The following is a 20,629-nucleotide window of genomic DNA, read 5'->3' on the forward strand; positions in this document are numbered from 1 at the left end:
GGATTAAAAATAATATCGTCAGGAACTGGCGATTACACGGGCGGAGACTCAAATAAGACTTTGGCAACAAAGCACAAGTCTGTGAAGCCCGAAGCCCATTTGTCTTTAGCAAATGGGTAGTTCACACTAATTTGAATGAACAGCTGTAAACTTTGTGAAAAAACTTATCATAAAAAGCTTTTACCTTTTTACAGCTGGTTATTTGATATATATTCGATTAGTGGATAACTAGGAAAAAGAGCATACCTATATCAGGTTCTTATGAGGCAATAAATACATTATTTTATCTTGTGCTCCACTTCTTATTTATTAAATATATTGACAATACTTCATCTAGAAGGATATCTGTAAGAATCATTCTTCGTATTGTTAGCCATTTGAGCATGATAATCCTTAACAGTAGTTTGCTTATCAATATTTTCTTTATTTTCCATAATTAGCCTTGCAAGAGTTTCATTATAGTTTTTTGTTAACCCTTCGGTCTGCTCATGCATATTACCTCTTAGGTTTTTTAGTTCTCTAAAAATAAGATAGGACAGCCCTCCATCAATAAGTACAGAAAGGATTAACCTTTTTCTATCTGAGAGTATACCTTGACTATCGGTGGCTGAATGTTGGAACTTCGTCCCATCTTGTAATTCAATTAGTTTACCTTTTCTAAAATCCTCTTGCTGCGAAGCAGATAAGGGCAAGCCATTAACTTCAATTATTTGTGGTAGTCTACTAGGGTCATACGATACAAAATCTTTGGTTTGTTTATCGTATTCGATGTTTACAGTAATGATGTTATCATCTTTAGTTTTGTGTAATTTGCTTATTAGGTTCACTTCTCCAGAAATAAGAGCCTCGTTTTCCAAAGAAGTTAGTAAAGGGTGTTTTTGTGGCTTATTATAAATGGGGTGAATTTGAAGAGTAATATTGTTTAGCTCATCACGATACAGTGAAAGTTTTGCGTCGAGTTTATCGATTTCGATGCCATCTACCTGCAGCCCTTTCAGGCTAACCATGTCTGTCCTTCGGCCTGAAAGTAAAGATTCAATATCTTCAGGTTTTAATTTTAAGTCTCCGTCTTTATAAAGTCCTAATTTTTCTAAATCCTCTAAGGGAAGGGTTTCCATTTTACTTTTTGAGTTTTCCATAATTATTGGTTTGAGAAATATTATCGTTTGATTGAAATAATGTTAGAATGTTCTTCATTAGTTGGTAAATGCACAGCGTTTTGATTAATGTTAATTGGAATTATTTTAGTTGGGCTTTTAGCCGATAGTAAAGAATTGTATAATACATCGGATTTTGAAAGAATGAAGTTATTTCCCGTGGATAGATCTTCAACTCTAAAGCGACCTCTTTTAAGCAGGCTATGAATTTTATAAGAGGTGTTATTGTACTCAATTACTTCTCCCATATTTAGGCTTGAGCCCATTTTTTTACTCGAAACTTTAATGTTCTCTTGTATATCTCTTGATGTATTTATGTCTCTTTTAATGTCGAATGCCATTATGTAGTTTAATATTTTTTCGGCATCTGCTGCTGCGGCATGTATTTCATAAGGTTTATCTTTTAGTAATTGAATCCAGCTTTCCACATAAGAAATATGTTGTCCCGGATCATGTCCAATGTTAAGTTCATGTCCTATAAGCATTGAGGCAATTTCAGCCCTTAATTCCTCTCGGGCATACTCTTGAGTTCCTATTCGATTAAAAATATCTCTGTTCAAGCGATCCTTGTGAGAGGTCCAGTGTCCCATTTCGTGCAGTACAGTAGCATAATATTTATCAGCGGAATCAAACTGATTGCGTTTGGGCATTACAATCTGGTCAGTTTTGGAATTGTAATAGGCTCTATCTTCATTATTGTGGGAAATATTAGCTTTGGACGCTATAATTAGATTTTCTACTCTTTGTAGATTTTCCCAGTTTGAAATTTTAGGTTCTTTTATTATTAAAGGTTCTATGCCGTTTATTTGCTGGGCATTAAATACCCATGCGGTTGTTATAATAGGTGTTTTAAGCTTTTGAAATTCTTTTAAAGGTTTTCCATCTTCCTGGGTTATTATTTTCCCCTGTTGGTCTCGCGAGGTGAAATAATCATGAGTTTTTACATATTGAATAAGTGTTGCTTTTTCTCCTTTTTTGACACTATACCCCTGAGAATCTGCTTGTTTAAATGTCAACCATCTAGGGTCTTCTCTTTGGGCACTTAATAGGGATAATATATTTATTCCTTTGTACCTGTTACCTGTAAGGGCATTATAGGGCAGCATGAATGAAGGACCATTGCTATTCCATGGCAATTGCCATGGCGCTGTTCCTTGTTCTAGCTTTTTAATAATATTGTTAGCAACTATTTCATGTAAAGCTTTGGAACTGTTATTATTCATCTTCATCTCCTTCCTTAAATTGACTTGAATGATCCATGTGTTCTATTCCATATATTAGGGCTTCTTCCGGGCTTAGCTCAATGCTTCCTAGAGTGGTTAGTAAAGCTAATTTCTCTTGTAGGCTTATAAAATGATTATCCATTTTCAGTTATTTTTTAGCATGTTAAGGTGTAGTGATTGAATTTCTTTAAGAAATGATATAGGGTCTATATACCTGCCTTTTAGTTTTATCGATAGATGCAAATGTTCTGCTGTTGCAAGGCCAGTGTTTCCTGAGATTCCAATATTATCTCCTGCGCAGACCTGATCTTTTTGTTGTAGGAGTAAACTATTCAGATGTGCGTAGATTATTTCCAGTTCTCCAGATTTTATGGTAATATAATTTCCGAGATACCTATGGTGTCCAGCAAAAATCACCTCTCCATTTAGAATACTTTTGATGGTATCTGATTTACACTTAAAATCTACGCCGTAATGGAATTTGGGTATCCCAAGGATCGGATGGATTCTCTTGCCAAAAGGTGAAGTGACTTTTAGTTCAGGCAAAGGGCTACTAATGTGGAGCTGTTGTGCAAAATGAATTTTAGGAATAAGTAATAGACATATTAAATAAATAGGCAATGCATGGGTGATACGTCTGTCTATAGAACAGAAATTTAGAAATTTATATAGCATGTTCTTGATGTTTAAAGAGATAATTAAAAAGATCTGGGATATCTTAGCTTTGGATAGCATGGTCAACTACCTGGTTTACCTGTTGAATTATCAGGGAATAATTCTCAAGTAGTATTTCTTCTTGTTGATCTCCAAAGTCGTAAAATAGGGGCATTTCTTGGTAGTTATTTTCCTCCTTATTCAACTCCTTCATATCCAGGTTTATCCTACAGTTGATTGCTGTGGTTTGAAATTCTCCAGTGAATTTTTCAATTCTATCACGAGCAAGAATGCCTACAACTTCTCCCGCTGAAAGCGATGCTATTTTTCCTGCAGGAATGAGCGAATCTAGCTTTTCATTGACCGAAATAGAAGTTTTTGTTCTATCTATACTTAGACTTTCACCTTGCTGTTTAACTTTCCCAAAAAGTTTTTCTAACCAATCGAGTGTATCCTTACTTCGTACTGCTCCAGATATGATGTTTCCCATTATAGCCATGATGGTATCAGCTGCCTCTTTGCCATATTGTTGACGGAGCATAGGTAGTTCCTGGATACCTAATACTACAGCAGATAAATTTGATCTGGCTTGAGCTAGTAATACATCAATCTTATGTATATATACACTTGGGGCTTCATCCACCACTAGGCCTACAGGTAGATTTCCTTTGGTATTTATAAGTTTAGTAACTCTATTAAGAACAACAGAAAGGCAGGCCGAGTTAATGCTTTGCGTACTTGGATCATTAGCAAGCACAAGAATTGAAGGAGACTTGGGGGAAGATATACGCAAGTCAAAATCGTCCCCAGAAAACACCCAAAATGTTTCCTTGGTAGCCATTCTTGAGATAAATATTTTCAGGGTGCCGACCTGTCCTTCCAATTGATCAAATGCTTTAGCTTTATAGGCAGACATAAATGGAGATAATAAAGAGGCTAGTTCATCATTACTGAATAGTACAGTAAATATTTGATCGTATGATAAATTTAAAAAGGCTAGTACGTGAGGAAATGAGGAGTATCTCCCTTGTTGATGCCTGCTGAAATAATATATACATGCTGCAAGGAAATTTATGGCCGATTGCGTAAAAAATTGATCGCTTCCAGCTGACTTATCACCTTTTTTTAAAGCTTCCACTAACGCCTCTGCTGTCTCCGATGCATCAGCTAAGGTTTTTATATATTCGGACTTAAATGGATTCACTCTTCGGCTTTTTTGGGGCTCATTCAGATTTATCACATGAAATTTGTGTCCATATCCTTTATCGACCATTTTGCTATAATGATAGTACGCAATTTTGCCAAGGTCCGGGTATTTAAGATCGTATAGGCACATGGTAAATGACTTATTTATCATCTGTCTAATTATAGGCATAATAACGCCGAAACTTTTCCCACTTCCGGGAACCCCACATACTAAAAGTCCACGAAAAAGATTCTCAAGGCTAATGAACCCTTTGTTTACTTTTCTATTATAATAAAATAGCATGGGTATATTGATGGCATATGGATTAGTAGATGCTTTTGTTTGTTGCAAAAAAGACTCTTGTTGAATGTTCCATCTATCTTTCCCAAGGTTAGAGTGTATGATTTTTGATATGTTATCTAAGGCAACATGCAATAATACAACCCCAACTATGCTGCAGGCAGTATAGGTTAAATTCAGGGTGTTAATTTTATTTAGACTTGTAGAGGTTGGAAATTTATAATACAGCCAAATGGAAATACTTAATATTAGTATTCCAAAGATTAACGGAAAGAGAATATGTTTTTGCGGGTTGAGATCTACCTTCTTTTTTGATAAGGTTCCTATGGCCACTAGGCACAGTAAGCTCAGTGTAAATGATTTACTAGCTATAGGGCTACTATACATTGGTAAACTTAAAACTTTGTAGGTTAGATTTTCTACAAAAACATACTGGGTGTGTAGAAACGCTTTTGTAAAAGCAAACAGATAGACATCAAAACATACCGAGAGATAAACTCCAAATTGAAGCAACCTATAAAGACTTTTTTGTTCTTTAGTTTCTTCCATGATCTCTTGAGTTTTTAGTTAATAAACTGATAATCTTGCTAAGGGAATTCGATTATGGCGCTTTTGCATTTGATATATCATCAAAACCTATGTCCAGATCTAGCATACGTCCGGAAATCTGCTTTTCTGTTAAGCTAATTTTGAGAACTTTGCTATTGGGGAATATGACTTTTTTAATAACATATATGTTACGTTGGTGGGATTTTATAGTGCTTAGCTCCTTAAATTTCCATATGGGTGTTATTTCAACGCTTTGAAAGTTAGTCGTTTTAAGTACTTTTTTGTCTTCAACAAAAAACCTAAACTCATCGATGTCATAAGATAGTTTTGTCTGGTTTGAAAAACTGATATCTAAAAATATATATTCACCTACTGCATAAATCTCATTAACTGAAAGGGTTATCCCAAAATCCTTTTTCTTGGTGATTGGTTTGGATTTTTTTTTGGATAGGAGTTGCATGGATATTTCTTTTTTATTGATTTCTGTTAAAAGATCTCTGTTAATTTCCAGGGGTTGGCTCCTGATCGGATCGAGCTGGATTAAGGCAGGCAGGTTTGCTTGAAAGGTATTAAGGTAGCAAAGCCGGTATTGAGAAACAAAGTCTTCGGCGACAATAGTTAACGTTCCAAGCTCGGGGCTTAATGCCCCTTGTGCTATAGAGTCGTTTTGAAATTTAATACGCAACATATTTTCTAAGGGCAAATCTCCATGAACTAGATCCGAGGAGATATCGACATATTTAATGGGCTGTGGAGATAGAAAATGTACAGAGTTATCGGCGTACAGGTATATAGTAGGGAGATCCTGCATGTGCGTTTGTCGGGCTAAAGTGTTTTGTGCAAAAATATGCGTGATATACAAAAGGGAGAATAGCAGTGTTAAATTGATTTTTATAGTTTTCATAAGGTATGTTTTTAGGTGTAAGGAAATATAAATTCGGCACTGTAGTTATGGATAATATAGGCCAAGATTAAAGCCTACATAGGCGTGAATACAGTAAATGTTTAGAAAAACGCCTGGCTTTTAATTTGCGCTATTATTTGCACTTGCGTCTACTAAGTAGACATGGGTATTGTATTTTATTTTTGCTTTATTTTTTCTTATGTGTTTATTGATCGCTGAACTTGTGGATTGAAACATGCGCTGAACAGTACTCATTAATAATTGGGCATTATTTTCTGCTTGTTGATTAATCGTTAAGCCCTGTGCCGAGTTGCTGGTAATTTCCTTACTAAATTCTCTAAACTGAGATTCAGGAACATATAATCCTGCCTGACCATCTTGGTCATAGATGTTGAGTTTAACAGGTAATATCTGATCTTTATGCAGGATAGCGTTTACTGTTAATTCTACCCTTTGCGCGGAAAATCCCGATACTTTGGCATAGAGAAAGGTCCCTTTTTCAATTTTATATTTCCCTACTTTTAAGTCTTCAAGCAGTCGTAAGCGAAGCCGCGAATCCACATAGGAGGTTCTATTTTCATCTATTATTGCCTTTATTAAGCTTTCTTGTTTATCGCTTTTAATGGTATTAAAAACTCCCTTGCTATTTGTGAATTTTTCTACATTTAAATTTGTTGTAAGCTCCCTTTGTGCTGTGTGGTGTGGCTGCTCATTAGGCTCTTTAGCGTTATATTGGGGATCATTCGCTTTAGCAAAGCTGTCGGCTAGAGCCATCTGTTTTCGAAATAAATCCAAAGGATCCAGCTGCTTTGTGCTGGTGCTTTCTTTTTTTTCGTTTTGCTGATAAGGTAAATTTTTAAGTATATTTTCTAGTTCTTTATCTGTGCTTTTTGCCGGGTATGGTTTAGTTATGTTATAAGAAAGCTGAGCAGAGGATAATGATTTCTCAATAGAGTCTAATTTTCTTTTTTCGTTCTGGTTGTATAGCTCATCGAACTTAAATTCTGTTTGCTGCTCCTGTTGTATTTGACTTATGGCAGTATATCCGTCTGCATATTTATATTGATTTTTATATGCAGCAAGTTTATCTGCCAGCTCTCGTTTTTTTATTTCATCGGACACATCGGTAATATGCTCTTGCAGTGTATTTTCCCTGGGCTGGTCCTGCGGATTTTTTGTGGCAAATACATCATTAAATATGTAATAGAATATACATAAAAAGGGCAGTGCAATAACAGGAATGATGTACCGTGGTTTTTTGAAGTTAATTTTCATAATTTGCTATTTATGTACCAGTGTGTCTGGCATTTTTGAATTGATTATGCTGGTTTCAATTTTCTGCATTCTTTCAAAAACATACAATACCATGGCACTATCTTGGGGGGTTAATGAATCTTTACGAACTAATTGTTCAACTATACTTTGGAGCTCAAATAATTCTTTAGTCGCTGAGGCAGAGTAGGCGATGCTACCCATTCCAGCGTAAAAGCCTGACAGCAAACTTTTGGCCGGGGGTTGCGTGGTATCTTTGTGCTCTCTAGGTAAATAAAAAAAGCATCCTAAAGAGATTAGAATGCTGGATACCATGACCCCATATACAGTTTTGGGGTAGGAATTTATAATATAGAAGAAGCTGCGCTGTATTTTACCGATATGATCCTCCCAACGATTATATAACTCCTGCCATAGGGACGGTTGATCTTGTTTATTAGATGTTATTCTTCTGAACATGGCTGATATCTTTATTTTCTATTGTTTTCCATTTTGTAATTAATACACCATGGCCGTTATTCTCGGTTCTAAGTTTTAGATCATGGAGGTGTCCTTCTGTGATAATTGTTCGCACCACAGTGGAGCTTCGTCTATCAATAGTTTGTTTACCGTAATAGCGAAAATATTTCCTTTCAGGATCTATATGAATAGAATCTGTTTGTATAGTTAATACAGCGCTTGAAGAGAGTATGGAGTTGAAAAATCCCTTTTCCCGTAAATTGTTATACTGTAATGCACCTGTTTCATCTATCAAGTACATTGCTTTTTTCATTTGGTACTCTATAAATTTCTCATCTGGTGCAAGTGTGAAAAAGAGCATATGGAATAAATTCACATGCGTTCTATATTCAAGCGGCCTGTTCACGTTCACATCCAGCTGGTTTGCTTGATAGGGGGTAGAATTTTTATCTAAGATATATACGGATTTACGGGCGATATGAATCTGTTTAAATGCAAAGAAACTTACGCCAAGTGATATTATAATACTAGTTATAAGACTTAAAATCGAAATCCATGTGGCTAGTCTAATCTTGCTCTCGATGTTTCTAATAATCATAATGATAAGGTTTGTAGTTTATATTTTAGTTGCGATTTTGCTGGCTGTACGCCATGCTGCTGATGAGTTCCTAGCTACGGTGCTCACTGCAGAGGTAATTCCACTTGTAGAAATAATCCACGTGCTGATACTCGGAACGGTTAACATGGTAAGGCCCCCTATAATAAAGGAGATAATAACAATACCGAAACTTAGTATCCCGTTGGAGGCAAACCAGCCCATTTTCTCTAAAGTATCTCCCGATGTGGCTAATAACTGTTCATAGCGTGTAATCTCCGCCTCTAGGGCATATTGTTGAAAAAGACTTGATATATGCATCACCAGGTAAGCAATTCCTGAATAAAGGTTAACACTGACAAAACGCGCAATCCAGCTTGAAAACGAATCTCTAAAGGCAGGAAGTATGCTTGTAGAAACTGAAAAAGGCCCTAATATGATAAGTATGGTGGAATATATAATTTGAATCATAAAAATTATATACACGCAAATTCTTAAGACCCATAGTGCAAGGGTTTCAAGTGTAAAAGTTAAAAGCAGTTGTAAGTTTACCTGCATTCTGTTTTTTAACTGTGTTACTGTATTCCATACGGTAGTAAATCCTTCTTTTACAGTAGAGGTAACCGATTCCCAGGCTTTGCCATACCAAGAATCTGCTTCTTTTTGAGCCACCTCGGTCTGGGCTTGAATGGTGGTAAGTTGGTCGGCAATTTTAATCATTAAATCTGCTCGTTTTATACGTAAGGCGTTTACTTGTAACTGTCCTGTATCGAATAGGGCTTCTGTTTTGGCGGCTATTATATCTGTGGGATAGGATATAATGCGTGTAAAGGGGCTCCACCATATTATTATCATTGCTAGGCCAAAAGGGCGCAGAAGTGGCATTATTTCTAATTTCTTATCACCTGATATCATATCATATGACCTTATGGCGAATGATATTAGCATAAAAATGGCTGCTAAGGCTTGCGCATCGGCTATAAATACATCAAAATGTGTCCACATGGTGTTTTTCATGCCCCGTAAAAAATGCATCACACCTTCCTCATAAACACCATTGCCTTGCAGGAAATTGAAAGTATCCTTAAATGATTCGGGTGCGCTGGCAGCAATAGATTGATGGTTTACGGGCAGAAGTAAGCATAAGAAATTTAAAATATTCATAGCATGAGGTTTATTTAGCGTATAGACGCGTAAGAATTTTGTTGGCTATTTGAATGTCTGTCTGCCCGGGCGGTATGGAAGGAATATGGAGGCTTAAGGCATTCGGGGAAACATGTATTTTCTTTGCTAGGGCGAGATACTTAGCTTGATACTGCACTTTTGCATTCCAATTGGTATTGAGTAGTTGATAGTCTTGCAGTATACGGTGATAACTAAGCATTCTACTTCCTCTATCCAAGTAACTTTGTTGCGCGATTGAGAGTCTCTGTCTTAGGCTTTCAAATTCTTGGATGTACCAGTCTAGCACTCCTTTGGCAATCAAGTTTATTTTTAATTCGTAAGGAAAATCTTTCAGATGATCAATACGTTCCTCTAGAAGTGGGCTAAGCTCATTTTTATAGTATAGATTCCATAGTGGATCGGCAGAATTAACTTGGGGAGCGTAGTTATATATTTCCGTGAGTGAAGTGCTACGCAGGGTGTCGCTGTGTAGTTTATAGCGCTGGGTAGATTCTTTCATTGCCAGTAGCATACCCATGCGTAGGGTTTGAGGTCCAGAAGCAGATAATGGGCGATGGTCTACTTTAGGATAGTTTGGGTGAAGGCCCCATGTAAGCCAATACTGCGGGTTTAATCCTAGAAAGCCTTTTTTGGGCGTAAATTTATTTTTATCCCATTGTTTAAAAACCATACGCTCTTGTTGATTGACAATGTGTTTATCATTTATTTTCCGTACAGTTTGCCCATTGAGAGGGCTCAAGCTTAGGATGATATAGAAGAGCAATAGGTATGAAAATTTTGATTTTAGCATTTTTTTAAAATTTAGTGGGTAATTTACTTTAATAGGTTGTAGTACCTTAAAATTTCGTCTGCTTTCTGCTTATCGGTATTAATAAAGCTGGCATACGGATTAATTGATTTCACAATACCATTTATTTTGGCCCAATAAATAGCTCGGTGCATGGAAAATATAAGGGCTCTGATTACTTTTAACTCTAAGCTTATTTTTGTGAGTAGATAATCTCGTTTCTGGTAATCCATTAAAATGTCAGTACCTTCTTTTAATATAAATTCGGATACTTCGGCCGCAAGTTTTAGGCTCCTATCTTTAAAAGATTTTGAGGCTTGCTCGGCAAAAAGTAATAGCCATGGGGCGGGGGCTGCCAGCTGCAATACCACACTGCTTTCTTTATATATCTCCTGTACAAGTTTGCCAATACCAACCACTTGGATAGAGGATTTCAAACCTTGATCTACATGAGTTAAAGATTGATGAATGATGTTTTTTACTAATACCACTGCGCTTAAATTTATATTGATATTATCTACTTGTTGATTTATTTGGCTAAGCAGTGATTTGTGGTAGCTTTCCGCAGATAAGCGTACAGCAGCATTTTCATTAACTGTGCGCAGATGATTGGCATCATGAATGACGGTTACCACCCCTTGGGCTAGCACAAAATTTATCGGAAAGAAGAACAAAACGATTATATATATTAATTTCATGGGGTCAAGATTTTTATTTTCGATAGGATACGCTCTACGATACGTTTATCTTCATTTATGAAATCAGAAAATGCATGCTGGGATTTAACCTTTTTAAGTACACTGGCGTAATACATGGAGTTTGCAAGACTCCTTGAAATGCTTAATATAGTTTTCAGCTCGGTGATTACCTGAGCATAAAATATTCGCCGGTCACTTTGCTTCATCTGATTAATCTCCCCGATTGTGAGCATAAGTCCTAAAATATACCTGGCTAACTGTTGGGCTCTATGGATTAATTCGCTTTGAGAATTTAGGGCAAGCCTTAACGTGCTGGGGTCATCTTGGACATAGTGGAGTATGCGCTCCTGCTCGTTGGTAATCTGCTGTATTAATTTGGAGGATTCCATCGATGTATTAAGGATAAGTAATGCTGTCCCTAGCACCTGAAATCGCCCTGTGATCTCACGGTATCGACTTTTTAGCGTTGCGGTTTGCTGGCTGTTTATTTCTTGGTTTGCTGTCGCTACAACTTGGGTGCTTCGAAGAGTTTGCTGTTTTTCATATTCTTGTTTGCTGTGAGCGACAAGCTGATGTAATAGTTCAATATTAAGCTGTGCTTTTGACAAGGGCAGTAGGCACATGTTAAAGGTAAATAGGAGCAGTAACGTTTTCATTTTTTAACCAGTCTTGAATTCCTAATAATATCATCAGCTATACTCTTATCAATATTTATAAAGGTGCTGTAAGGATTCAAGGATTGCAGTATTCCGCGCTGCTGCGCCCAGAACATGCTTCTTTGCATTCCAAATGCTATTCCGCGCAGTATGTTAAGCTCAATTCTTATGTAGTTTAATAGCTTAGCCCTTTCACCCGAATCCATCAGGTTTTCCTTTCCGCCTTTAAGTGCGAAGGTGCCCACTTCTAAGGCTAAATTTGAAGCCCTAGTTTTAAACTCTCGGGCACCTTCTTCTGCAAAAAGTAGGAGTATGGGGTTGGCTTTTGCTATTAATAGTGCTTTTTCAATGTTTTCTAGAATGTCGGCGGAAATTTCAGTGATATCTTTAACGGCTAAAAGCGAGCGCATCACGCCGGATACCTCTGAAAGACCTCTATAAATTTGATTTTGCAAATCATTAGCTATAGTTAACTGCCCCGTGATTGCAAGCTGCCCACGTTGAATTAAAGTAAGGTTTTCATTGACATTATTAAGCTGACGGTTTATTACACCGGCATGTGTAGCTGTTGCTGCAGCGACAGTAGGGTCCACATAAACTTGGGCATTGGCTAGGTGTATGCACAATACCATTAAAATAATGGAGAGCGTTTTCATGAATTTGTTTTTTAAGGGTTACAAATTAATAGATCCAACGGGCGCGCTGGTGAGGTTTACCCGGTTAACAAACTCTTTAAGGCTCATTTTCGATTTGTTAAAGTCATCTACAAAAGCTGTAAGGGCATTGGGGTAGGTTTTAAAGTGTCGCACGTATATTTCCACAGCACTTTTCTCTGGCTTTTCTGTTGTAAAGGCCAGATGGTGATATAAGCTTACCTCTACGCCATAGACCTCGCCGGAATTCCCTCTTCTAATATAGAATTCATTGAATCGGGAGCGATTATGCTTATTATCAAGCTTATTTATGGTGCTGATTTTTAGCTGCTCGACAGGACTTATATTAAGAAGTTCTGCTACTTTTTTTAAATCAGTTTCTTTTTGTTGTAGAAGTATAACCGTATCCGAGTTGTTAATAATACTATCTTTGATTATGGGATTTCCTATGATGTCGTTTATTTCTTGGGTTACTTCAATTATCTCTCCATAGAACTTACGTACCGTTTTATTTAAATACAACAGAAAATTTGCCATCATTGGAGAAGAGATAGCTCGCCAAGCTTCTTCTAAAATGAGCGTTTTCCTTCTGTTTTTTCTGTGCCTCATCTTTTGGATAAACATATCCATAATAATAAGGGTGACAATGGGGAGTAATATGGTGTTGGACTGAATATTGTCTATTTCATACACCACAAATTGCTCGTCAAAAAGAGATTTATCTGCAGATTCATTCAAAATCTGTTCATATTCTCCGGCTTTATAGAATTTTTTAAGTACAAAACAGAATTCATCTATATCAAAGGGAATATTTTCCTGTTTCATGATGTTTGGGATATGTTTTTTTGCGAAAAGATAAAAGCTGTTAAAATTTAGCTCCTCTGTACGCTTATCCGCTTTATAGGAGAAGTAATCTATATAGTATTCTGAAATTACTTTAGAAATTACGTCACGTTCTAGGGTTGAAGTTTCACCGTTAGATCCTTTCCATAAAAGGCATATTAAGGTAATTAAGAAGTCTTTTTTCTCAATATTAAATTCTTCTTTGGTGATGGCAAAAGGATTCATGGTAATGGGGTTTTCATCACTATAGGTTATATATTTTCCATTATAAGTACTGCATAAACCCGAGTAGGAGTGCCCCACATCCACGATTACTACATCCATATTGTACTGTAGATACTGCTGAACGATAGCATTAATAGCATAACTCTTTCCTGTTCCTGATGATCCCAGTACGAATCGGTTTCTATTTTTTATTCTTCCAGTTTGCATAGGATGATCCGATGGATCAATAGCTACAGGAATGCCTTGTCTGTCGGTGAAGTAAAGTAAAAAGTCAGATGGTTCATCGCCGGGCAATCGTTCTTTGAAAAACAAACATAGCGCGGCATCGCAGGTTGTCAGAAACCAATCATACTTTTTTAATTCCGCAGCATTTGCAGGAAGGGTTGTACGAAATAACTCGAGCTGGTTAAAGGCATTGCGGGAAGTGATGATTCCTTGTTGGAATAGTGCAGCCTCTATAAAGTTCGTTGCCTTATCTAGACTACCGGGGTATGTTGAGACCAAAATGTTAAAGTGCGCATGTACCAAAATTTGGTTTTCACGTGCAACATCAACTAATAATCTGTCAATATCTTCTACACATAATGTATTTGCGGGGTCAGGTATTCCCGCATGCCTATTTCTTTTAACTTCTAATTTATTTATCAACTGGCGTTGTGCTGGTATTTCCATAAATTGATTGTATATGATAAGCTGATAATCGGGGACATTATAAAGAAAGAAGAAATTGTCAATAGGGAAATTTTGTGCGCCTGAATCATTCTTTATAGTATATGGGCTTATCGTTTCAGGAAGATCTATACTCTGGGTGTTAATAAGTGTGATAGCCCGAACATTTTTATTACCGATTGATAATTCTGTGTTTTCAGGCCTAATATTATCTAAAGTAATATTTTCATCTTTGAAATTTAAAGACATAACGCGCTTTACAAACAGATTTATCTGCTGATTGGAAAGTATTTTTGGCTCTAGGTTTGCCTGAAAAAATAGTTCATATATTTTTTGAATATTTACAATAAATGCGGAGAGATCTCTGGCGTCAAAAGTGTAAAAAGCCCCTTTTTTTACCGAACGGGTAATGGTGAAATAGGTTTGAATTTCTGTATAGGCTCTCCCGGAGAAATGCTCTTGGTATTTGCTATGAAGGAATTCTTGATTTTGATTTGCTTTATATGCTTTGCGAATAAATATATCCTGCTTTTGCAGCATATGCCCTTCACCTAATATTTTAACCGCATTAAGAAGTATCTGATGATGCTGAATATAAAGTTTTGCATCTGCGGCATACTGCATAATGGGATTATTAATTTTTAGTATCACCGAATAATCACCATTTAAGTGATAGAGTATATCAATACCTTGGTAATTGTCTATACCGGCGTAGGGGATATCAAATAGATTTTTGATTACTTTTCTCATAGCTAATTAATAGTTTGGTTTGAGGAACAAAAATTCTGGGGTATTTTTTTCTATGGTAGGGTCCCTTATTTTGCCGGTGAAGTATCAGCGCAATACAGCCACCCATGGTTGCAAGGGCGCAAAGTCCAGCTATTATCATGTTGGTTAAGGCCGCGGCAATGGCCCCTATAAATAGCCCTAATATTAATGAGCCAAGTGCCCAGTAAATATATTTTCCTTTAAAACCCTTATAGGTAAGGGGCTTTTGAAGCCCCTTGTATATGGGATAACTTTTCGGTGTCATACGCCAAAGAATGCTTTAATCACCACACTTACTAACACCAGAAATAAGCAGGAGCCTCCCCAGCTCATTAGCTCTTTGTTAATATCCTGATCCCCACTATTCCATTTAATATACACGCGTATTCCACCTATCAGGCCGACAACTGCGCCAATAGCAAGTATTAAAGTTGATATAGGGTCTACGTAGCCTGTTAGGGAAGACGTGGCTGCGTTTATTCCCACAGTTCCCCCTTGAGCGTAGATGAAGTTTACTGACCAAATAGCAAGTAAAATGGCTGAAAATAGTTTTTTTAGATTTTGTTTCATGATTATTGTTTTTAAGTTATTTAGTTGTTGAATGTTAGTTTAGTGAAATAGCCCCTTAAGAGCTGCGCTAAGTATGGATAGAAATAGACAGGAGAAAAACCACCCGGCAATCTGCGCATCTATGCGGTCTCTTCCAAACTGCCAATTGTTGAAAATCCGTAATCCGCCTAATACTCCACATATTCCTCCTATTGCAAGTGCTAGATCAGATAGGACGATATAGTAGCGGTCAATTTGATTACTTGCGCTATAAAACTCATTGATTGCAGGTTGTGCAAAAATTGAATGGGTATGTAGTAGAATACTAAGGAGGATTAAAAGATAGCATAGTTGTTTTTGCATGAGTTGACGTTAATAGGGGATTGCTTTAGTGTACTCTATAACCTCGTTTTGTACGAGCACCAAGAGATCTTTAAAGCTAATAGGGGCAGTGCTTGCAATGGGGGTAATAGGTAGAGCCTGAGATTTTTTTTCTTGAGTCGATACCCCTACTTTTTTAGCAGCTTGATTAGTCTCTTTTTTACTTAAAGTGACCTTTATTGGCTTATTAGGCTGCGGTATTATTATTTCCTGCTGCTGCGGGTTATTAGGCGAGGCCTTTGCCGTGTTGATATATAGATCATAAATAATGTTGAGAACATAATAGATCACATAGCCTGTAGCAAGGCTAAATAAAAAAGTAAACCAGTTCATAATTAATTAATAAAAAATGTAAATTTTAGATTTATCTCTCCAGATACTGATGGTAAATGCTGTCTAGGGTAGGAAGGAGTAAGCTTAATAGACTTGTTGGTGTATGTATGTTGTTTAGTCTTTGAAAATCAATCCTATCGTAAACTACCGATGTAATGGTTCCAAATTTTGAAAGTGTGAGCTCAATATCCTTTTTAGATTCAATTTTTGCAGAATTCTTTATCCTATTGGGAATAAAGCACCATGGCGCTCGAGGATTCAATTTGGATAGTACTAAGCTGAAAAGCAGCGTGGCGTGAATGGTAAATTGGTCATAACTAAAAGGGCATAAAATAAGATCGGCGCGTGAAACGTAGTCCATAGCATGCGTATCCTCTATACTGGTAGGAAGATCAATCAGCAGAATTTTATGTGGATTCTCTTTAATCTTTAAGAGTAGATTTATGTTTTCTGCTTGTTGTTTGTCATATATCGTATATAAGGATGGAGTTTGCAGAATTTGGGTGTTTTTCTGCATATTAATTAGGCATTGCTTGAAATCTAAGTCCAATACACTGACCCATCTTCTATGCTCTTGCGTGAGATAATTTGCCAGAGCTAGCGTGAGGATACTTTTACCAACGCCCCCTTTAATATTTCCTATAAGAATGATCATAGCTGTCTTTGGTTTTAGGGGATTGTGTTTGTCTTATTTTTCCTTCTTTTATATAGTGCATTGGGTTCTACTTCTTCGATAATATCGATTTGGAAATCAAGTATTGAAATCCCAGAACTTTCTTTATAACTAGCGTCTAAACCGTCATTCCTGTCTATAAAATCGGATTGCGCTCTACTTTCAGAAATGTTATTTTTATTTACAGGCTGAATAAAGTCAGACAAGGGCCAAATGTAACTACCTTCATATACCGTCTTACTTTGATGATCGATTACGCAGTAGTCGGTTGGCATTTTACGACTTCTTCCATGAAAAATAAGCTGAATGTTGTGGCTTTTTTTAAGCTGTAAAATAAAATCGGATGTGCATCTTATTGGGGATGATGAAAATTTTTGATATTTCATATACTCTTTAATATGCATTGAGGCATCATATTTTTTCAGATTGGCAGCAAATATTTCCCTGAGCTCTTGTATTCTCAAATTAGAGCACTCTGCGTTTGATATTTTATCATATATTTTCTTAAGGGAAACCTCAGCTTGTATTTTTCCATGTTTTATCAAACCCAGCGTTTCATTTTTAATTTGAACGCTGTAACCCAATGCATATAAAAGCATGATAAAGTCCATACGCGAGGAGAATTTATAGTTTAATGCCTTATGAAGATCATCTTGTGCTTGTTTTTTAGAATCTATACCGAGAACTTTGTTAAGCTCAGTATATGCTTTAATGCCTTCAAAGCTATCACTTATACCTTTTCCATTCCTACCCACGCGTGTCGATACAATATGGACATGATTTACGTTTGTGTCGTAGTGAAAAAAAATTAAATAAGGCTGTTTGCCATATCCCATTTTCTCAAGCCATTCTATAGCCATGAAAGTCAAGTTCCACTTATTTTGGATTTCTTTTTGGCAAGTAATGACAGCGTGAAATTGGGGTTTTTCAATCCGGCTGGCAGCAGATATAGTAAGTAAATAATCAATATAATCTTGAGGTTTTATATCTCTTAATATGCTAAGAGCATGAAAATTTTCTGCGCACATTAATTCAGCTCTATCACTGCTAACCTTAGCTATGTTATACATTACACCCTTAAATGAGCTTTGATTATTAAAAATTATAACTTTCATTTCATCTTCTTTACTATTTTTAATAATTCTGAAAATGCAGCCTCGATTTTGCCTAACGAGAGAAAATAGTCTTCTATATTTGCTAGCGTTACAGCGCTGATATGCATGTTATCTTCGGGGTTTTTCTCCTTAGTAAAGTAATAAGGAATTGTTGGCTCAAGTGAATTTCTAATCTGCGCTAAATGCGTGCCTAATGTATCTAAAGCTTTTATAAGCTCCACAGTATTACAAAGCATAATGTTAGACTCTTCAATAACCATTAATCTAACAATTTTTGATTTACTCATGCCTAAGCTTTTGGCTAATGCTGTTAACTTAGTATGTTCAGTAGATGTAAGAGACAGATGGTATCTGTTTTTAGGTTCTTTGTGATTAGCCGTTAATTTTGACGTTTTATTTTCCATACTAAAAATGTTTTAGCGCTTTAAAAAATTATTGAAGGAATGATATTTACAGCCAATTTTATCTACAAGCATCTCGTTAAAGTCTTTGTAGCCTTGATACTGATTTGAACGATCTTTGGCATGTGGTATTGCATTTATAATGTTTGAAGTAGCTTGCTTTCCCGCTTTATCGTTATCTAGAAATAAATCTATTTGTTTGATGTTCTTAATTCTATCTATGGTTTTATTTAGTTGTGCTATGGAATTAAGTACATAAATGGTAGGGGATAACTGGGGATTACTTGTGTGTTTTAGCCAGCTCAAGTAATCCATGTAGCCCTCAAATACGGCAGCATGATTTTCATCAGATCCTGGAATTATTGAAATTCCTTTAGCCCCAATGCTACTTTTGAAGCCTTTAATGGTGGTGAACTCAAAATTCTTATGCTCATTCTGCCAGCCTATGGCATAATAGCTTGTTAAAGAGTCTTTATTCAAGTGGTTTTTATAATATACTTCCTGAAGGTGCCCTTGTGCTACGTCATAAATCCCTCTAGATTCCAGGTATTTGGTAAGCAAGAAGTTTGTTCCTAGAGGTTTAGTCTTAACCAGCTTAAAGGCATAGTCTTGAGACTTTTGAACATCTACATTCTGAAGTAAGGAATTATTTATAGAGCTGATGGGTCGGGTATTAAGTGTGTTTCGCATTTCAAGAAGCACTTCTTTAAAGGAAAGCTCAGGCCAGTAAGCCAGGGCGAGTTGAATAATCCCACCGCCGTAAATCCCTGAATGGTTGGCGCCACCTCTATCGATCCATTTACCTCCATCATCCCAAACGCTAAAAGAAGGCGTGGATTGAGAAGTTTGCCGAAGCATACTATGATAGATAAGTTCTTTACCAGATTTTTTTTCAGGATAATGTCCTAGGGCGGCAAGAAAATCTGAAATCCGTATATTTTGAAATTCTTCAATATTAACATATGTTGACATGTTTAATGATTTATAAATAAAAGATTTTATTTTTCTAAAGGTTAGTGGCCCTTGATATGCTATCGGTTAAGTATATATGCTCACCAAAAGGGCTGTTTGCAATAGATTTAAAAGAATCCACTTGAAATCTAGAGGATCATAGTTTTATTTCATTTTTATTTTTATTCGGAACTACTCACGTCAGTCCGTACAGACCGGGTATTCACCTGCCAATGTGCTTTCAGTATATTGAATAGACTCTATTCTCACTTTCACAAAATTTCCTTTTTAATTAAGGATAATGTTTCGTTCCTGGCTGTCAAAGAACATCATTGAATCATTCTCGCAACGATTACTTAATGGATGGAAGCTTTGGCTATTCTGCTTTAGCTTGGCTATTTTGTTCTTATGCATTATTAGAAATAGGTTTGTATTAATTTTCGGTAGGCTATGCTTTCTTATTTAAGCATATAGCTATAGCGCTTTAGGAGTTAATCATTTAAGTGTTTGTTTAATAATTGAAAATTTTAAAACATATTTCTTCTAATTTTTATCAAATCAAAAAATTATATGCTTTATCAAACAGTGAAAGGGGGTGAAAAAAAGAATTCACCCTAGGGAAGTTTTTCTTATAAAAACTTATTAGTCAGTGGTTAAAGGTTTTTTATGTTTCGGGTATTTATTTAGCGAAAAGTGAAAGTTCGCCCTTACCCCGTAGCATACTATCTATCGTTATCTATTTACACAATTTTTCAGGGTTTATAAAACGGAGCGTAAAACCCACAGGTGTTTAGCCTGTGGGATGTAAGCGACTAACCCTGATTGAGAATATACTCACGAATAGTATCAGGAGATGCTTCACCTATTGAACAAACAAAATAACCATCAGACCAGAAAGTATGTTCTTTGCAAAAATGTTTAAATAAGAATGACCTGTGTGGTGAACGCGAAATGTAATAAGCAGATTCTTGTTTTAACTTGCGAACAATAGAAGTAATTGAAACCCGAGGGATATAACGAATAAGAAAATGGATGTGTTCTAAATCATATTCAAACACTTCAATTTGAAAATCTGAATTAGAAGTAATGTTTAAGAGAAAAGAACGCATATCATCTTTTAACTGACCGACAAGTAACTTTTTTACGATACTTGCAAACGAAGATTAAATGACACTTTAAGCAGTGTTTTGAACGATTTGTGCTGATGTAATTACATTTTTTAGACATAGTAGCGAAGCTTTTTGTGACTGTTTCTCAATCAAAATGGAAATATTTACAAAAAAAAAACGTATCGGACTGCATAAATAAAATGCATCTTTGCATAAAATAAAACTATTTAATAGTAGAATGAAGATAATTTTTCGGACATATCAATTTGAATTGCAGCCAACACAAGAGCAAAAAGTGTTGTTGGATAAGCATTTTGGATGTATCCGTTACGTT

General features: G+C 36.1%; 24 protein-coding genes. 1 reads left to right on the top strand and 23 read right to left on the bottom strand.

Translation table 11 applies throughout. The annotated features are described in order from the left end of the window. Positions 1 to 329: 329 nt before the first annotated feature. The 23 genes from FLS47_RS13925 to tnpA all read right to left on the bottom strand — a co-directional run bounded on the left by FLS47_RS13925 (position 330) and on the right by tnpA (position 20,295). Positions 330 to 1,139 carry a DUF4099 domain-containing protein gene (locus FLS47_RS13925; protein ID WP_149914968.1) on the bottom strand — a complete coding sequence of 270 codons (810 nt, stop codon included), beginning with the start codon at positions 1,137 to 1,139 and terminating at the stop codon, positions 330 to 332. A gap of 20 nt (positions 1,140 to 1,159) precedes the next feature. Further along, positions 1,160 to 2,380, bottom strand: coding sequence for an ArdC family protein (locus FLS47_RS13930; protein ID WP_223225294.1), 1,221 nt, complete (start codon positions 2,378 to 2,380; stop codon positions 1,160 to 1,162). Continuing rightward, positions 2,373 to 2,522, bottom strand: a complete 150-nt coding sequence (locus tag FLS47_RS18305) for a hypothetical protein (RefSeq protein ID WP_188347440.1) — start codon at positions 2,520 to 2,522, stop codon at positions 2,373 to 2,375. The genes FLS47_RS13930 and FLS47_RS18305 overlap by 8 nt, the downstream gene beginning before the upstream one ends. 2 nt (positions 2,523 to 2,524) lie before the next feature. Then, on the bottom strand, positions 2,525 to 3,055 hold the full coding sequence (locus tag FLS47_RS13935; RefSeq protein ID WP_188347441.1) for a M23 family metallopeptidase: 531 nt from the start codon (positions 3,053 to 3,055) through the stop codon (positions 2,525 to 2,527). Between the two features lie 43 nt (positions 3,056 to 3,098). Further along, positions 3,099 to 5,069: a type IV secretory system conjugative DNA transfer family protein gene (locus FLS47_RS13940; RefSeq protein WP_149914971.1), complete on the bottom strand. Its 1,971-nt coding sequence runs from the start codon at positions 5,067 to 5,069 to the stop codon at positions 3,099 to 3,101. Positions 5,070 to 5,121: 52 nt separating this feature from the next. Then, positions 5,122 to 5,973, bottom strand: a complete 852-nt coding sequence (gene traN, locus FLS47_RS13945; protein ID WP_149914972.1) for a conjugative transposon protein TraN — start codon at positions 5,971 to 5,973, stop codon at positions 5,122 to 5,124. A 120-nt stretch (positions 5,974 to 6,093) separates the two neighbouring features. Beyond that, entirely contained in the window at positions 6,094 to 7,248 is a 1,155-nt protein-coding gene (gene traM, locus FLS47_RS13950; RefSeq protein ID WP_149914973.1) for a conjugative transposon protein TraM, read from the bottom strand. A 6-nt stretch (positions 7,249 to 7,254) separates the two neighbouring features. After that, complete coding sequence (locus FLS47_RS13955) at positions 7,255 to 7,704, bottom strand: hypothetical protein (protein WP_149914974.1); 450 nt, start codon at positions 7,702 to 7,704, stop codon at positions 7,255 to 7,257. Further along, the gene (gene traK, locus FLS47_RS13960) at positions 7,682 to 8,302 is read right to left on the bottom strand and encodes a conjugative transposon protein TraK (protein WP_149914975.1); all 621 of its coding nucleotides are present in this window, start codon (positions 8,300 to 8,302) and stop codon (positions 7,682 to 7,684) included. The genes FLS47_RS13955 and traK overlap by 23 nt, the downstream gene beginning before the upstream one ends. A gap of 18 nt (positions 8,303 to 8,320) precedes the next feature. Then, on the bottom strand, positions 8,321 to 9,463 hold the full coding sequence (locus FLS47_RS13965) for a plasmid transfer protein (protein WP_223225295.1): 1,143 nt from the start codon (positions 9,461 to 9,463) through the stop codon (positions 8,321 to 8,323). Positions 9,464 to 9,473: 10 nt separating this feature from the next. Next, a complete protein-coding gene (locus FLS47_RS13970) occupies positions 9,474 to 10,223 on the bottom strand; it encodes a hypothetical protein (protein ID WP_149914976.1) in 750 nt (249 codons plus the stop codon). Positions 10,224 to 10,297: 74 nt separating this feature from the next. Beyond that, the gene (locus FLS47_RS13975) at positions 10,298 to 10,969 is read right to left on the bottom strand and encodes a hypothetical protein (RefSeq protein ID WP_149914977.1); all 672 of its coding nucleotides are present in this window, start codon (positions 10,967 to 10,969) and stop codon (positions 10,298 to 10,300) included. After that, positions 10,966 to 11,625, bottom strand: a complete 660-nt coding sequence (locus FLS47_RS13980) for a hypothetical protein (RefSeq protein ID WP_149914978.1) — start codon at positions 11,623 to 11,625, stop codon at positions 10,966 to 10,968. The genes FLS47_RS13975 and FLS47_RS13980 overlap by 4 nt, the downstream gene beginning before the upstream one ends. Continuing rightward, entirely contained in the window at positions 11,622 to 12,281 is a 660-nt protein-coding gene (locus FLS47_RS13985; protein WP_149914979.1) for a hypothetical protein, read from the bottom strand. The genes FLS47_RS13980 and FLS47_RS13985 overlap by 4 nt, the downstream gene beginning before the upstream one ends. 18 nt (positions 12,282 to 12,299) lie before the next feature. After that, positions 12,300 to 14,765 carry a TraG family conjugative transposon ATPase gene (locus FLS47_RS13990; RefSeq protein ID WP_149914980.1) on the bottom strand — a complete coding sequence of 822 codons (2,466 nt, stop codon included), beginning with the start codon at positions 14,763 to 14,765 and terminating at the stop codon, positions 12,300 to 12,302. Between the two features lie 279 nt (positions 14,766 to 15,044). Further along, positions 15,045 to 15,353 carry a DUF4134 domain-containing protein gene (locus FLS47_RS14000; RefSeq protein WP_149914982.1) on the bottom strand — a complete coding sequence of 103 codons (309 nt, stop codon included), beginning with the start codon at positions 15,351 to 15,353 and terminating at the stop codon, positions 15,045 to 15,047. Positions 15,354 to 15,392: 39 nt separating this feature from the next. Then, a complete protein-coding gene (locus FLS47_RS19070) occupies positions 15,393 to 15,695 on the bottom strand; it encodes a DUF4134 family protein (RefSeq protein WP_149914983.1) in 303 nt (100 codons plus the stop codon). A gap of 9 nt (positions 15,696 to 15,704) precedes the next feature. Then, on the bottom strand, positions 15,705 to 16,046 hold the full coding sequence (locus FLS47_RS14010; protein WP_149914984.1) for a hypothetical protein: 342 nt from the start codon (positions 16,044 to 16,046) through the stop codon (positions 15,705 to 15,707). Between the two features lie 31 nt (positions 16,047 to 16,077). Beyond that, the gene (locus FLS47_RS14015) at positions 16,078 to 16,701 is read right to left on the bottom strand and encodes a ParA family protein (protein ID WP_149914985.1); all 624 of its coding nucleotides are present in this window, start codon (positions 16,699 to 16,701) and stop codon (positions 16,078 to 16,080) included. Positions 16,702 to 16,715: 14 nt separating this feature from the next. Continuing rightward, positions 16,716 to 17,834 (bottom strand): relaxase/mobilization nuclease domain-containing protein, encoded by a 1,119-nt coding sequence (locus FLS47_RS14020; RefSeq protein WP_149914986.1) that lies wholly within the window; start codon positions 17,832 to 17,834, stop codon positions 16,716 to 16,718. Beyond that, entirely contained in the window at positions 17,831 to 18,238 is a 408-nt protein-coding gene (locus tag FLS47_RS14025) for a hypothetical protein (RefSeq protein ID WP_149914987.1), read from the bottom strand. The genes FLS47_RS14020 and FLS47_RS14025 overlap by 4 nt, the downstream gene beginning before the upstream one ends. Before the next feature lie 12 nt (positions 18,239 to 18,250). Further along, positions 18,251 to 19,207: a toprim domain-containing protein gene (locus tag FLS47_RS14030; RefSeq protein WP_149914988.1), complete on the bottom strand. Its 957-nt coding sequence runs from the start codon at positions 19,205 to 19,207 to the stop codon at positions 18,251 to 18,253. Between the two features lie 791 nt (positions 19,208 to 19,998). Beyond that, positions 19,999 to 20,295 carry an IS200/IS605 family transposase gene (tnpA, locus tag FLS47_RS14035; protein WP_262713882.1) on the bottom strand — a complete coding sequence of 99 codons (297 nt, stop codon included), beginning with the start codon at positions 20,293 to 20,295 and terminating at the stop codon, positions 19,999 to 20,001. A 238-nt stretch (positions 20,296 to 20,533) separates the two neighbouring features. On the opposite strand from tnpA, the gene FLS47_RS19075 reads away from it, so the two are divergent. After that, on the top strand, positions 20,534 to 20,629 hold a 96-nt coding region (locus tag FLS47_RS19075), incomplete at its 3' end, for a helix-turn-helix domain-containing protein (RefSeq protein WP_149914989.1).

Origin of the sequence: Sphingobacterium cavernae, from assembly GCF_008520265.1 — a bacterium.
Lineage (GTDB): Bacteria > Bacteroidota > Bacteroidia > Sphingobacteriales > Sphingobacteriaceae > Sphingobacterium > Sphingobacterium cavernae.

Bases quoted from the DNA above. Each gene is read 5' to 3' on its own strand.
- FLS47_RS13925 (WP_149914968.1), bottom strand. From the start codon at position 1,139: ATGGAAAACTCAAAAAGTAAAATGGAAACCCTTCCCTTAGAGGATTTA.
- FLS47_RS13930 (WP_223225294.1), bottom strand. From the start codon at position 2,380: ATGAATAATAACAGTTCCAAAGCTTTACATGAAATAGTTGCTAACAAT.
- FLS47_RS18305 (WP_188347440.1), bottom strand. From the start codon at position 2,522: ATGGATAATCATTTTATAAGCCTACAAGAGAAATTAGCTTTACTAACC.
- FLS47_RS13935 (WP_188347441.1), bottom strand. From the start codon at position 3,055: ATGCTATATAAATTTCTAAATTTCTGTTCTATAGACAGACGTATCACC.
- FLS47_RS13940 (WP_149914971.1), bottom strand. From the start codon at position 5,069: ATGGAAGAAACTAAAGAACAAAAAAGTCTTTATAGGTTGCTTCAATTT.
- traN (WP_149914972.1), bottom strand. From the start codon at position 5,973: ATGAAAACTATAAAAATCAATTTAACACTGCTATTCTCCCTTTTGTAT.
- traM (WP_149914973.1), bottom strand. From the start codon at position 7,248: ATGAAAATTAACTTCAAAAAACCACGGTACATCATTCCTGTTATTGCA.
- FLS47_RS13955 (WP_149914974.1), bottom strand. From the start codon at position 7,704: ATGTTCAGAAGAATAACATCTAATAAACAAGATCAACCGTCCCTATGG.
- traK (WP_149914975.1), bottom strand. From the start codon at position 8,302: ATGATTATTAGAAACATCGAGAGCAAGATTAGACTAGCCACATGGATT.
- FLS47_RS13965 (WP_223225295.1), bottom strand. From the start codon at position 9,463: ATGAATATTTTAAATTTCTTATGCTTACTTCTGCCCGTAAACCATCAA.
- FLS47_RS13975 (WP_149914977.1), bottom strand. From the start codon at position 10,969: ATGAAATTAATATATATAATCGTTTTGTTCTTCTTTCCGATAAATTTT.
- FLS47_RS13980 (WP_149914978.1), bottom strand. From the start codon at position 11,625: ATGAAAACGTTACTGCTCCTATTTACCTTTAACATGTGCCTACTGCCC.
- FLS47_RS13985 (WP_149914979.1), bottom strand. From the start codon at position 12,281: ATGAAAACGCTCTCCATTATTTTAATGGTATTGTGCATACACCTAGCC.
- FLS47_RS13990 (WP_149914980.1), bottom strand. From the start codon at position 14,765: ATGAGAAAAGTAATCAAAAATCTATTTGATATCCCCTACGCCGGTATA.
- FLS47_RS14000 (WP_149914982.1), bottom strand. From the start codon at position 15,353: ATGAAACAAAATCTAAAAAAACTATTTTCAGCCATTTTACTTGCTATT.
- FLS47_RS19070 (WP_149914983.1), bottom strand. From the start codon at position 15,695: ATGCAAAAACAACTATGCTATCTTTTAATCCTCCTTAGTATTCTACTA.
- FLS47_RS14010 (WP_149914984.1), bottom strand. From the start codon at position 16,046: ATGAACTGGTTTACTTTTTTATTTAGCCTTGCTACAGGCTATGTGATC.
- FLS47_RS14015 (WP_149914985.1), bottom strand. From the start codon at position 16,701: ATGATCATTCTTATAGGAAATATTAAAGGGGGCGTTGGTAAAAGTATC.
- FLS47_RS14020 (WP_149914986.1), bottom strand. From the start codon at position 17,834: ATGAAAGTTATAATTTTTAATAATCAAAGCTCATTTAAGGGTGTAATG.
- FLS47_RS14025 (WP_149914987.1), bottom strand. From the start codon at position 18,238: ATGGAAAATAAAACGTCAAAATTAACGGCTAATCACAAAGAACCTAAA.
- FLS47_RS14030 (WP_149914988.1), bottom strand. From the start codon at position 19,207: ATGTCAACATATGTTAATATTGAAGAATTTCAAAATATACGGATTTCA.
- tnpA (WP_262713882.1), bottom strand. From the start codon at position 20,295: ATGCGTTCTTTTCTCTTAAACATTACTTCTAATTCAGATTTTCAAATT.